The organism is Nonomuraea sp. NPDC049784 (assembly GCF_040659615.1).
In the GTDB taxonomy this organism is placed as follows: domain Bacteria; phylum Actinomycetota; class Actinomycetes; order Streptosporangiales; family Streptosporangiaceae; genus Nonomuraea.
In genome coordinates this window covers 1-11,744 of record NZ_JBFAMX010000302.1, presented here as the reverse complement: position 1 = coordinate 11,744, position 11,744 = coordinate 1, and the positions used below count along the sequence as shown (strand labels likewise).

Annotated in this window: 11 protein-coding genes; 8 read left to right on the top strand and 3 right to left on the bottom strand. The window is 69.7% G+C overall.

Going from position 1 to position 11,744, the window contains the following annotated elements:
* The 6 genes from AB0J09_RS39545 to AB0J09_RS39520 all read left to right on the top strand — a co-directional run.
* Positions 1 to 457, top strand: a 457-nt coding sequence (locus tag AB0J09_RS39545) for a WD40 repeat domain-containing protein (RefSeq protein ID WP_360702690.1), incomplete at its 5' end; no start/stop codon positions are given.
* Positions 458 to 468: 11 nt separating this feature from the next.
* Positions 469 to 1,416, top strand: coding sequence for a hypothetical protein (locus AB0J09_RS39540; protein ID WP_360702688.1), 948 nt, complete (start codon positions 469 to 471; stop codon positions 1,414 to 1,416).
* Between the two features lie 174 nt (positions 1,417 to 1,590).
* Positions 1,591 to 1,974, top strand: a complete 384-nt coding sequence (locus tag AB0J09_RS39535) for a nuclear transport factor 2 family protein (protein WP_360702685.1) — start codon at positions 1,591 to 1,593, stop codon at positions 1,972 to 1,974.
* 555 nt (positions 1,975 to 2,529) lie between these two features.
* Complete coding sequence (locus AB0J09_RS39530) at positions 2,530 to 3,255, top strand: TetR/AcrR family transcriptional regulator (protein WP_360702682.1); 726 nt, start codon at positions 2,530 to 2,532, stop codon at positions 3,253 to 3,255.
* Positions 3,256 to 3,352: 97 nt separating this feature from the next.
* Positions 3,353 to 4,606, top strand: coding sequence for a lamin tail domain-containing protein (locus tag AB0J09_RS39525; RefSeq protein WP_360702679.1), 1,254 nt, complete (start codon positions 3,353 to 3,355; stop codon positions 4,604 to 4,606).
* 381 nt (positions 4,607 to 4,987) lie between these two features.
* Complete coding sequence (locus AB0J09_RS39520) at positions 4,988 to 6,310, top strand: glycoside hydrolase (RefSeq protein ID WP_360702676.1); 1,323 nt, start codon at positions 4,988 to 4,990, stop codon at positions 6,308 to 6,310.
* Positions 6,311 to 6,444: 134 nt separating this feature from the next.
* On the opposite strand, the gene AB0J09_RS39515 is transcribed toward AB0J09_RS39520, so the two are convergent.
* The 3 genes from AB0J09_RS39515 to AB0J09_RS39505 form a co-directional block, all read right to left on the bottom strand.
* Positions 6,445 to 7,545 (bottom strand): 5-methyltetrahydropteroyltriglutamate--homocysteine S-methyltransferase, encoded by a 1,101-nt coding sequence (locus AB0J09_RS39515; protein WP_360702674.1) that lies wholly within the window; start codon positions 7,543 to 7,545, stop codon positions 6,445 to 6,447.
* Positions 7,546 to 7,551: 6 nt separating this feature from the next.
* The gene (locus tag AB0J09_RS39510; protein WP_360702671.1) at positions 7,552 to 8,997 is read right to left on the bottom strand and encodes a long-chain fatty acid--CoA ligase; all 1,446 of its coding nucleotides are present in this window, start codon (positions 8,995 to 8,997) and stop codon (positions 7,552 to 7,554) included.
* A 96-nt stretch (positions 8,998 to 9,093) separates the two neighbouring features.
* Complete coding sequence (locus tag AB0J09_RS39505; protein ID WP_360702668.1) at positions 9,094 to 9,900, bottom strand: PaaX family transcriptional regulator C-terminal domain-containing protein; 807 nt, start codon at positions 9,898 to 9,900, stop codon at positions 9,094 to 9,096.
* 90 nt (positions 9,901 to 9,990) lie between these two features.
* Here AB0J09_RS39505 and AB0J09_RS39500 point away from each other — a divergent pair, with 90 nt between their 5' ends.
* Together AB0J09_RS39500 and AB0J09_RS39495 are read left to right on the top strand one after the other, a co-directional pair.
* Positions 9,991 to 11,169 (top strand): ABC transporter substrate-binding protein, encoded by a 1,179-nt coding sequence (locus AB0J09_RS39500; RefSeq protein ID WP_360702665.1) that lies wholly within the window; start codon positions 9,991 to 9,993, stop codon positions 11,167 to 11,169.
* Between the two features lie 3 nt (positions 11,170 to 11,172).
* Positions 11,173 to 11,744 (top strand): ATP-binding cassette domain-containing protein (locus AB0J09_RS39495; protein WP_360702662.1); only part of this gene is annotated, 572 nt, incomplete at its 3' end.

Genomic DNA, 11,744 nt, shown 5'->3' with positions numbered 1-11,744 from the left:
CGGGGAGAGCGCGGACGGCGTACGTGCCATCGCCTACAGCCCGGACGGCACGATCATCGCCACCGGCGCGCTGGCCGCCGGGGTGACGCTCTGGACCGCAGCGGATCGTCGCCTGCTGGCCCACCTGCCGCTCAAGGGGTTCGCTGCGGTGGATCTGCTGGCGTTCGCGCCCGACGGGCGGACGCTGGCGGTGGGCGGCTCGCACCGTGTCCAGCTCTGGGACGTCGCCGAACGCGCGCCGCTCGGCCCGCCTGCCGTCTACCCGGCGGGTGAGGTGGTCGCGCTGGCCTTCGACGCCGGCGAGCTGCACACCCTACGGACGGACGGCACGCTCGGCGACCATCCGGCCGCCTCCGCGAACGTGGCCGCCGCACTGTGCGCCAGGGCCGGCCGGACGCTCTCCAGGAGCGACTGGGAACGGCTCATCCCCGGCGCGCCCTACCGCACGATCTGCTGACAGGAGGAGACATGCAGCCCTCACCCGGCATCCTCGCCATCCAGGTGACACCCCAGCCGGCCGTCCTGGACGCCGCCCCGGTCGAGATCACCGTCGAGGCGTCCACCGAGAACGCCACCCGGTTACGCGGGTGGTTGGTGAGCCCGGGCGGAATGCGCATACCGCTCGACTTCGCCGCCCAGCCGCCCCCTTGCAACTGGCGGGCCACGCACACGTTCCAGCCGGGAGACCAGGAGGGGGCCTGGCACGTCGAGGCGCGCGCCGGCCGCGCGGAGGCCGTGCACGACTTCGACGTCGAACGGCGCGGCGTCAAGGCCGAGGCGCGGTTCGCGGACTTCGACGCGCAGCCCCGCCGGATCCGCAGGGGCGACCTGGTACGGCTCACCGGCCGGGTCGAGCTGGTCAAGGGCAGCGCGACCGGTCCGGCCGGCGGCCTGACCGTCGTGATCGCGTTCCACGAGCAGGACACGTGCGGCCGGCGGGAGCTCGGTGAGACGGTCACCGACGACCTCGGCCGGTTCGGCACCGACGCGCCCGTCATGGAGAGCGGCGACTGGCGGGCGGAGGTCCGCAGCACGCCCGACGTGATCGGGGCGCTGAGCGGGCCGGTGTTCGTGGAGGCGACGGCCGAGCAGAAGTACGACACGGAGATCGTCGACTACCGGGTGCGGCGCTCAGGCGGCAACACGGTGCACACGGGACGGCTGCGCGGCAAGCCGGTCTCGGCGTGGCAGTGGCTGGGGAACCAGCGGATCTGGGTCTTCTACCGCAAGCCCGGCGCGCCGTCCGGCGCGTTCAACTCGGTCAACAAGAGCACCCTGACCAGGGACAGTCCCGTCGTCAGGAGGGGCCGGTTCGAGGTGCGTACCCAGGTCGAGAACGGCGGCGCGTGGCGGGTCGAGTATTTCGGCACCAACCTGGCGGCGGGCGACGAGAGCGCGCCCAGGCCCGCACCGTGATCATGCCAGGATCCGTACGGAGTCTTCGAGGACGCCAGGAACGCCCTCGCCGCCACGCTCGCCGTCCCGCGTGCGCGACGTGCCCTTCACCGGGAACCGGCACCGCTGCGATCGAGTGCGGAAGATCGTGTACGGCGAGGAAGTCTGTCGGTGCTCGCAGATAGGGTCCGCCGCATGGACGCGACATCCAGCACTCGACGTGCCGTGCACGCCTATGTCGAAAGCGCCGAGCGGCGTGATTGGGAGGGCTTGAGTGCCCTGCTCTCCGACGACGTGGTCTACGAGATGCCGCAGACCCGTGAACGGATCCGCGGGAAGCCGGCTTTCCTCCAGTTCAACATGGAGTACCCCGGTGACTGGCACCTCGAGGTACGGCGCGTCGTCGCTGACGGCCGCCATGCCGCGGCGTGGATCGACGCGCGCGTCGGTGGCGAGCGGCAGGACGCATGCGTGTGGTTCGAGCTCTCCGACCAGGGGCTGATCAGCCGGATCGTCGATTACTGGCCGGAGCCGTACGATCCGCCGTCCGGTCGCGAGCACCTTGTGGAGCGCTGGTAAGGCCTGCCGGGTTTCTGTCATGGACGCGAACGGCGAAGCCTGAGATTACGCAAATACCAGAACAAGAACAGCGATTGTATTACGCCGAGGATGACCAGCGGGATCCCGCCCGGTCGCCGAGGAGCCCACTGATCGAAGACAGTCGCCAGTCCGGAAAGCAATACCAGAGATGCGGCCATGAGGGCGAGCACACGACCCCATAACCGGCTCCGGGGCGAGCGGTCACCGCGCCGCAAGAGCCACCACATCAGGAGAGCCTCGAGTAACCCCGGCCAGAGCAATGACACCCACTCCCAGACCTCAGAGGTGATCACGTAGGGACTCAAGTGCTCCGCCGTCAGGCCCACGAGTACTTCGACCACAGAAAAGGGAAACGTCATCAAGCCCATCAGGATGCCCCCATACATATGGTCCCCAAGGGCTCCTGTCGCGGTGAGGACGGCGACGTTCCAGCTGCGCCTGCGCAACGGGCGCCATCGGCTACGGCCCCGGGCATGACATACATTGGGGGTTCGGCGTACGCACATGCGTACGATGTGCGCTACGGTAGGTGCCATGCCGTCAGACGAACAGCCCATCCCCTCGGTGTGGGCGAGACCGCGCCGTGAGCGGGAGCAGCCCGCGCTGAGCCGTGAGCAGATCGTGGCCGAGGCCGTCCGGCTGCTCGACGAGGAGGGCATCGACGCTCTGAGCATGCGCCGCCTGGGCAGCAGGCTCAACGCCGGGGCCACCTCGCTCTACCGCCACGTCGCCAACAAGGACGAGCTGTTCGAACTGGCCGTGGACGAGGTCTACGGCGAGCTGCCCCTGCCGGAGCAGGCCGGTGCCGCCGGGTGGCGGGCGAGCATCGAGGACGTCGCCCGCGGCCTGCGCGCCACGATCCTGCGCCATCCCTGGATCGCCGCCAAGCTCGGCGAGGTGGGCCTGGCCTACCTCGGCCCCAACATGCTCCGGCAGACCGAGCACATGCTCGGTGTCTTCGAGGCCGCCGGCTTCTCGCCCGACGAGGCCGACCAGGCGATGAACACGGTCGTCGCGTACGTGCTCGGCGTGTCCACCGGCGAGGCCGCGATGCTGTCCATGATCGCCCGCAGCGGCCAGACCGAGCAGGAGTGGGTGGAGCGCCTGTGGCCGGCGGCCGAGCGGGCCGTCCAGGACTACCCGCGCCTGCGCGCCCGCTACGCCGCACAGCATGGCCAGGACGCCGGCAAGTCCAACCAGGACAACTTCGAGTATGGCCTCCAGCGGGTCCTCGACGGCCTCCAGAGCCGCCTCGGCTGACACCCGTTTCAGCAGCACGAGATCGCCGCTGAATTGTGGATGGACGCTGCCCATAAGGCGAGTTACGCTCCGCTCGCCACAAGATGGGGGGCAATCCATGTCTTACACGCTCTTACGCGGCAATTTCGTGATCCGGTACGCGGATCTCCCGCGGCAAGGCCCCGAGCCCGACGGCGACACCGTGAAGTTCCTGCCCGACTCGCCCGCGCTGGTGGAGGCGCTGCCACGGCCCTCGGGCCGGCCGCCGAAGATCAACGCCCGCGGCGTCTCCGTACGCCTGGAGGCCATCGACGCGCTCGAGACCCACTTCGAGGAGACGCACCAGGAGCTCGCCGGCGCCAACGCGGCGCGGGACGAGCTGCTGCGCCTGCTCGGCTTCACCAACGTGCGTTACTGGGAGGATCTGCCGAACAAGGTGCAGTCCGCGGATCAGGACTCCATCCGCGGTCACGTGCTCACCAACGGGGTCGATGCGAACGGCCGGCTGATCGGGTTCGTCTACGCGGGCGACCATCCGGGGGCCGACGGATCGTCGGTGTTCCTGGACCCGGCGCTCGTGGACGCGTCCATGAACGGCACGCTGCTGGCCGCCGGGCTGGTCTATCCGGCGTTCTACGCGACGCTGCCCGCGGAGCTGCGTACGCACCTGGCGGAGGTGTCGCAGGCCGCCAGGCGCAAGGCCATCGGCATCTGGCCCCGCTCCGCCGCCGACCCGAACGGCGCCGCCACGATTAGCGGCTTGGCCGACGCGGAACGCCTGGTGATGTGGCCGAAGCTGTTCCGCCGCATCGTGCCGTACCTGGCGGCCGGGTTCACGGACTTCGACGGCTTCGACGCGTGGCTGCGGGCGGACCGGGTCAACCGGGACGACGAAGTGTTCCTGCTGGGCAAGCTCGAACGCGGCAACCTGCACGACGTGATCAAGGGGGCCGGTCAGCAGATCCAGCTCACGGCCTGGCCCGAGGACTTCATCATCGCCCCGGACCCGGCCGCGCCGGGAACCTCCGTCCAGCCGCCGCTCGTCGCGGCCGGGGACCTCCTGATCATGGCGGCCCTCCCCGATCCGGCCGGCGCCGACCTCGGGCACGAGACGGTCACGCTGCTGAACCTCACGCCGGGCCCGATCGACCTCACGGGCTGGGCCCTGTCGGACGCCGCCGGCGGCCGCAAGACGCTGACCGGCACGGTCGAGGGCGGGGCCGCGCTGAGGGTGACGCTGGACGGGGCCGTGCGCCTGGGCAACCAAGGGGACACCATCATCCTGGTGGACCCCAAGGGCACCTCGATCGACCAGGTGACGTACAAGGCGGACCGGGTCAAGGCCGGCCGCACGATCGCCTTCGGCCGCTGACACCCACGGGCCAGGGCCCCACTTCACGGGCCCTGGCCCCACACCCACCCGTCTACCGCGCCGTCATGCGCGCGCCCCGCCGCAGTGCGCCTCCGGCCCAACCCCGACGCACCGTGCCACAATGCGCCTTCCGCTCTCCGCGCCGACCGGCACCTCCGCCGCCCTGGGAGAGAGCCGTTTGAGCGCGTCCATGATCCGTGACCGGTCCGGCTCGGCCGGGAGCCGCACGTTCGCGTGGTCCTCCCGCGCCCGTATTCACGCCGCACGCGAGTCCTTGTGAAGATCCTCGGACGGACGGTTGACGCCACGCCTCTCCACCACTTACGGTTCCGGCGATCGATGAAATATATCGATATATTTCCGAAAACTTTCGGAGGCGTCATGTTAAGAGGAGTTGTCGCGGTCGCCCTGCTCGGCCTCCCCGCGGTGAACCCGTCCCAGCCACCGGCCATCACCGTGAACGAGCACGTCAGGCACCAGGAGATCGACGGCTTCGGCATCTCCCAGGCGTTCCGGCGCAACGAGCTGCTCAAGTCACTGTCCGAGTCGCAGCAGCGGGAGGTCCTCGACCTGTGGTTCGACCGCGGCAAGGGAGCCGGGCTCAGCATCCTGCGGCTCGGCATCGGCTCGTCCCCCACCGGCAGCCCGTACGACCAGATGGTGTCGATCCAGCCCGATGACCCGGGAGGCCCTGACGCCCCGCCCAAGTACGTCTGGGACGGCGACGACAACAGCCAGGTGTGGGTGGCCAAGGCGGCCAAGGCGTACGGGGTGAAGCGCTTCTACGCCGACGCCTGGAGCGCCCCCGGCTACATGAAGGACAACGGCACCGACAAGAACGGCGGCACGCTGAAGCCGGAGTGGCAGCAGGCCTACGCCGACTACCTGGTGCAGTACACGAAGTTCTACGCCAAGGAAGGCATCAAGATCACCGACCTCGGGTTCACGAACGAGCCCGACTGGACGGCCACGTACGCCTCCATGCGCTTCACCCCCGAGCAGGCCGCCCAGTTCGCCAAGGTGCTCGGCCCGGTCGCCAAGGGCGTGAACGTGGTCTGCTGCGACTCGTTCGGCTGGAACCAGGCGAAGGCGTACACGGCCGCGATCGAGGCCGACCCCGAGGCCCGCCGCTGGGTGAAGACCCACACCGGGCACACCTATGCCAGCCCCGTGGATGCCCCGCTCCCGACGAGCCGGAACACCTGGATGTCGGAGTGGAACCCGAACGGCAGCACCTGGAACGAGAACTGGGACGACGGCAGCGGCTCCGACGGCTTCGCGATCGCGCAGGCCGTGCATGACGCGCTCACGCTCGGCAACGTCAGCGGCTACATCTACTGGCTGGGCGGATCGCGCGGCGCGACCAGGGCGCTGCTGCAGATCGACGACACGGCGAAGACGTACAAGGTGTCCAAGCGGCTGTGGGCACTGGCGGCGTACAGCAGGTTCATCCGGCCGGGCGCGGTCCGGCTGGACGCGCAGGCGGCGGATCCGGCGCTGAAGGTCTCCGCGTTCCGCAACGCCGACGGCTCCCGCGTGATCGAGGTGCTCAACACCGGCACCTCGCCGGCCACGTGGGAGGGCGTGCGCGGCCGGGCGACCGCATACCTCACGGACGGCGCCAACTCGCTCACCCCGTCCCCGGTGACGGGCCACACGGTGACGCTCCAGCCGCGGGCGCTCACCACGATCGTCATCTGCTGACGGACGCCGAGAGGCCCCTCCCACCACCCCCGACCGCCGCTGGTGGTTACGGTCCTCTGGGGAAGGACGGGAGGGGCCCTTTGAGGCGAGGGGAAGTGACCAAGCGCGTGACGCCCGGAGGCCGGGATGGGCGGTCAGCCCCACACCTCCTGCGCCGTCTCGACGATCAGGCGGAGCTTGGCGAACTGCTGGTCGGCCGTGAGCTCGTTGCCCTCCACCGTGGACGAGAACCCGCACTGCGGTGACAGGCAGAGCTGGTCGAGGTCGATGAACTTGGCGGCCTCGTCGATCCGCCGCTTGAGCGTGTCCTTCGACTCCAGTTCGCCCCGTTTGGTCGTGACCAGCCCCAGCACCACCATCTTCCCCGGCGGCACGAAGCGCAGCGGCTCGAAGCCCCCGGAGCGCTCGTCGTCGTACTCCAGGAAGAACCCGTCCACCTTCAGCTCGCTGAACAGCGCCTCCGCCACGAAGTCGTAACTGCCCGAGGCGGCCCAGGAGGACCGGAAGTTCCCGCGGCACATGTGCGTGGTGATCGTCATCCCGGCGGGCTTGGCGGCGAGAGCGGCGTTGATCTGCTTGATGTAGCGCAGATGCATGTGCTCGGCGTCGTCGCCCCGGGAGGCCAGCTCCGCCCGCTGGGCCGGGTCGTTCAAGTACGCCAGGCTCGTGTCGTCGAACTGCAGGTACGTGCACCCGAGCGCGCCGATCCTGCGCACCTGCTCGGCGTAGGCCGTGCTGAGGTCGCGCCAGAACTCCTCGACATCGGGGTAGACCTTGGGGTCGATGGCCGCCGGCCCGCCCCGGTAGTGGACCATGCTCGGCGAGGGGATGGTCAGCTTGGGCACCACCGTGGTCGCCGTGTCGCGCAGGAACGTGAAGTCGTCGGCGAAGATGGGCTCGTTCAGCCTGATCCGGTCGTGCACACGCAGCGCGGCCGGGGTGAACTCGATGTCGCCCTGCTCGTTGTGGAAGCGGACGGTGATGTTCTCGTCGGCGGCCTGGCCGACGCCGCCCAGCCGGTAGATGAAGTCCATGTGCCACGACGCCCGCCGGAACTCCCCGTCGGTGGCGCTCTGCAGGCCGATCTCCTCCTGCCTGCGTACCACCTCCCGGATGGCCTCGTCCTCGGCCTCCCGCAGCGCGTCGCCCGTGAGGGTCTCGCGGGCGCGGAGCAGCGCGGGCGGGCGGAGCAGGCTGCCGACGTGGTCCGCGCGGAACGGCGGCGAGGTGCGCATTGAAGATCATCTCCTGTGATCGTGGAGGTCGGTCCCGTAGAGCTTTCTGAGTGGGGCTTTGAGCAGCTTGCCTGCCGCATTCTTGGGTAATTCGGGCACGAATTGCAGATATTTCGGGATTTTGAAGCGCGCCAGGCGGCCGTCCAGATACGCCAGCAGTTCCCCCGCCTCGACTTTCGAACCATCCCGCACGACGACCAGGGCCTTGCCCACCTCGCCCCACTTCTCGTCCGGCACGCCGATCACCGCGCACTCGGCGATCGCCGCATGTTCGTACAGCACGCTCTCCACCTCGGCGGGATAGATGTTCTCGCCACCGGAGATGATCACGTCCTTGAGTCGGTCGGAGATGCGCACGTAGCCGTCCTCGCCGGCGACGCCGATGTCCCCCGAGCGGAACCAGCCGTCCGCTGACAGCGCCTTCGCCGTCTCCTCCGGCCGCCGCCAGTAGCCGGGCATGACGTTGGGGCCCTGTACGTACACCTCCCCCGGCTCGCCGGGGCCCGCGGCGGACCCGTCGGGCGTGACCAGCCGGACGTCGGAGAAGAAGCACGGCACCCCGGCCGAGCCCGCCTTGGTGATCGAGTGCTCCGCACCGAGGAAAAGGGCGCCGGGGGCCGTTTCGGTCATGCCGTACCCCTGGAGGAACGTCAGCCCCCGATCCTGATATATCCGGATCAGCGGCTCGGGCACCGGCGCGCCCCCGCACAGCAGGTGCCGCAGGCTCGACAGGTCGGCCCCCGCCCAGCGCGGCGACCGCGTGAGGAAGCCGAACATCGACGGCACCCCGAACATCACCGTCACCCGCTCCGCCTCGATCAGGTCGAACGTCCTGTCCACGTCGAACGAGGGCTCCAGGATGACGCGGCCGCCCTTGAGCACGGTCGGGATCAGCGTCTGGGCCAGCGCCGCGATGTGGAACAGCGGCGCACTGACCAGCGTGACCTCGTCGTGCGCGAGCGGGACGTCGACCAGCAGGTTGAAGGTGTTCCAGGTCAGGTTGGCGTGGGTCAGCATGGCGCCCTTGGGCTTTCCGGTCGTCCCGGACGTGTACATGATCAGGCACACGTCGTCCTGACGCACCGGCTCGTCGATCGGCTCGGGCGAGCCGGACGCGAGCAGCGCCTCGTAGCCGGCTGCCGCGACGTGACGCCCCGGGAGCCCGTCGCCGTCCTGCTCCTCGCCCAGCACGAGGACCGAGGCCTGCGCGTCCTCCAGGATGAAGCGCAGCTCGGGCCGGGCCAGCCGGGCGTTCAGCGGGACGAACACCGCCCCCAGCAGCCCCGCCGCGAAGAACGTCTCCACCAGCGCGGGCTGGTTGACCCCGAGGAAGGCGATCCGTTCGCCACGCCCCACGCCCAGCGCGGACGCCAGCCGGTACGTCCGTTCGCGCAGCTCACCGTAGGTGTGGTCGCGTCCCCGGTACGTCAGCGCCACGCGCTCGGGCGTCATGCGAGCCCTGCGTGCCGGCCACGAGCCAATCCCCTGATTCCGCATCGGCACTCCTTGACGCTCAAGCCATCAAGTTAGGCCACTATGCGATTGCTGTCACCGTTCTGCCCAAGTTTCATCGGGTACGCCGTCGAGGAGCCGCTCCGCGATCCGCACCGCCTCCGGCCTGAACCGCTCGTGCAGCGCGTGGCAGACCCGCTGCGCCTTCTCCGCCGGCCAGTCGTGCGGCAGGTACCGCAGCGGCAGCCGCGGGTCGGTCCTGATGATCTGGAGCCAGCCCGTCAGCAGCGTCAACGAGCGCGCCAGGTCGTCGGGCGCGTCCGGCGCGGGATCGGCCTGGTCCCAGCGCCGCAGGAACTCGCGGTAGCGCTCCCCCAGGCCCGCCAGGTCGTACGCGTCCCCGACCAGCGCCTGCATGTCGGTCGGGTGCCTGGGCTCGGCGGAGAAGACCTTCACGTTCGCGCCGAGGTCCTCGATCACGTGGGCGGCGTCCACCTCACCGGGCGCGATCCACAGGCCGTTCTGCAGCGGCCCGAACCCGGCCCAGACCAGCCGCGAGCGCAGCTCGTGCCGCTGCCGCTGCCAGGACTCGGGCAGCGAGAAGCCGATCAGCGTCCAGCGGTCCTCGTCCGCGTCGTTGACGACGCCGCTGTGCCAGATGCGGCGCTCGCCGTCCTTGAGCACCTCGGTGCTCGTCGGGGTGAGACCGAAGTACATGCGGCGGCCCGAGCGCTGGCGGCGCAGCAGGCCGCGGCGGACCATCCGGGTCAGCGTCGAGCGCGTCGCCTCCTCCGAGATGCCGACCTTGGCGAACGCCTCGATGAAGCTCCCCGAGGACACGCAGATGCCGCGGCCGTATACGTGATCTCCGAGGAACGTCAGAATCACCGACTGTGGCCGCATGTGAACCTTCCCCCGAATATTGGGCACTCCATTGACAGCCGTAATATAGCTGCCTACATTCAGGGCCACATCCCAGCTTGGAGGGTCCTGATGCGCAGGCTGCTCCCGTCCCTGGTTTGTCTCGCGTTAGCCGTGGCCGCGTGTGGAGGTGGCGGCTCAAGCGCCGCAGGCTCGATCAAGGTGGGCCTCATCGTCTCCCTGACCGGCAACTACACCCCGCTGGGCAGCGAGGACAAGAAGGCCGTCGAGCTGGCGGTCGAGCAGGTCAACGCGCAGGGCGGGCTGCTGGGCCGCAAGGTCGAGCTGGTCGCGCGCGACGACAAGACCGCTCCCGACCAGGGCATCGTGGCCTACAACCAGATCAGGGGCGAGATCGACGCGCTGATCGGCCCGGTGTTCTCCAACTCGGCACTCGCGGTCGAGCCGCTCGCCCAGCGCGACAAGATGCCGTACCTGTCGCTGGCCCCGGCGCAGGAGCAGGTGGAGCCGATCAAGTCGTACGTCTTCGTCACCCCCGCCCTGTCCAGCATGTACGCCGAGCGCTACCTGCAGTACATCCAGGCCAAGGGCATCAAGACGGTCGCGGTGGCCTGGGACTCCAAGAGCGCCTACTCGGTCTCCGGCCACAAGTCCATGGTCGCCCTCGCGTCCAAGTACGGCGTGAAGATCGCCGTGGACGAGCCGTACGAGACCACGACCTCCGACTTCACCCCGCTCTTCACCCACGTGCGCGACTCCGCCGCCGAGGCGCTGGTGTTCTGGGGCTCGGGCGCGCCGGGCGTGACGGCGGCCAAGCAGTACGTGGCCTCGGGGCTCAAGACGCCGCTGTTCCTGACCGCGTCTCAGGCCAGCAAGTTGTGGCTGGAGCCGATGGGCAGTGCGGCCGAGGGCATGACCGTGCAGAGCGCCATCGGCGTCGTCGGCGAGTATCTGCCCGACGGCAAGCAGAAGCAGGTCATCGAGCAGATGGCCAAGCCGTACCAGCAGAAGCACGGCTACCCGCCGCCGCAGTTCGCGCAGGACGGCTACAGCGCGAGCCTGCTGCTCTTCGAGGCGATCAGGAAGGCGAACGGCACCGACAAGGCCAAGGTGCAGCAGGCACTGGAGAGCATGGACCTGGTCACGCCGAACGGCCGATTCCGCTACTCCCCCACCGACCATTCCGGGCTCTCCCCCGAGTTCATCTCGGTCAACACGGTGCAGAACGGGAAGTTCGTTCCCACCGACTGGGCCAAGGAGCAGCTCGCCAAGACCGTCGGCGCGGGGTAGCGCGTGCTGACGGTCACCGGCCTCTCCCGGTCCTTCGGGGGCGTCTACGCCGTCCGCGACGTCTCGCTGGCCGTCGCGGACGGCGAGGTCTGCGGCGTCATCGGGCCGAACGGGGCGGGCAAGTCCACGCTGTTCAACCTGGTCACCGGGCATCTGACGGCCGACCACGGCCAGATCTCGTTCCTCGGGCACCGCGTGGAGCGGCTGGCGCCGCACCGGCGGGCCCGGCTCGGCATGTCGATCGTGTTCCAGGCGGCCAGGGTGTTCCGCGGCATGACGGTCAGGGAGAACGTCATGGTAGGGATGCACGGGCGTACCGGTGCCGGGTTCGTGTCGGCGGCGCTGCGGCTGCCGCGGCACCGGCGCGACGAGCGGGAGATCACCGCCGAGACGGACGCCGTGCTGAGCCGGGTGGGGCTGACCGAGTGGGCCGACCGGCCCGCCGACCTGCTGCCCATCGGGCAGCAGCGGGCGCTCCAGCTCGCCCGCGCCCTGTGCGCGCGGCCCCGGCTGCTGCTGCTCGACGAGCCCGCCTCCGGGCTGCGCGGCCAGGAGCGCGAGCGGCTCGCCACGCT

Bases quoted from the DNA above. Each gene is read 5' to 3' on its own strand.
- AB0J09_RS39540 (WP_360702688.1), top strand. From the start codon at position 469: ATGCAGCCCTCACCCGGCATCCTCGCCATCCAGGTGACACCCCAGCCG.
- AB0J09_RS39535 (WP_360702685.1), top strand. From the start codon at position 1,591: ATGGACGCGACATCCAGCACTCGACGTGCCGTGCACGCCTATGTCGAA.
- AB0J09_RS39530 (WP_360702682.1), top strand. From the start codon at position 2,530: ATGCCGTCAGACGAACAGCCCATCCCCTCGGTGTGGGCGAGACCGCGC.
- AB0J09_RS39525 (WP_360702679.1), top strand. From the start codon at position 3,353: ATGTCTTACACGCTCTTACGCGGCAATTTCGTGATCCGGTACGCGGAT.
- AB0J09_RS39520 (WP_360702676.1), top strand. From the start codon at position 4,988: ATGTTAAGAGGAGTTGTCGCGGTCGCCCTGCTCGGCCTCCCCGCGGTG.
- AB0J09_RS39515 (WP_360702674.1), bottom strand. From the start codon at position 7,545: ATGCGCACCTCGCCGCCGTTCCGCGCGGACCACGTCGGCAGCCTGCTC.
- AB0J09_RS39510 (WP_360702671.1), bottom strand. From the start codon at position 8,997: ATGACGCCCGAGCGCGTGGCGCTGACGTACCGGGGACGCGACCACACC.
- AB0J09_RS39505 (WP_360702668.1), bottom strand. From the start codon at position 9,900: ATGCGGCCACAGTCGGTGATTCTGACGTTCCTCGGAGATCACGTATAC.
- AB0J09_RS39500 (WP_360702665.1), top strand. From the start codon at position 9,991: ATGCGCAGGCTGCTCCCGTCCCTGGTTTGTCTCGCGTTAGCCGTGGCC.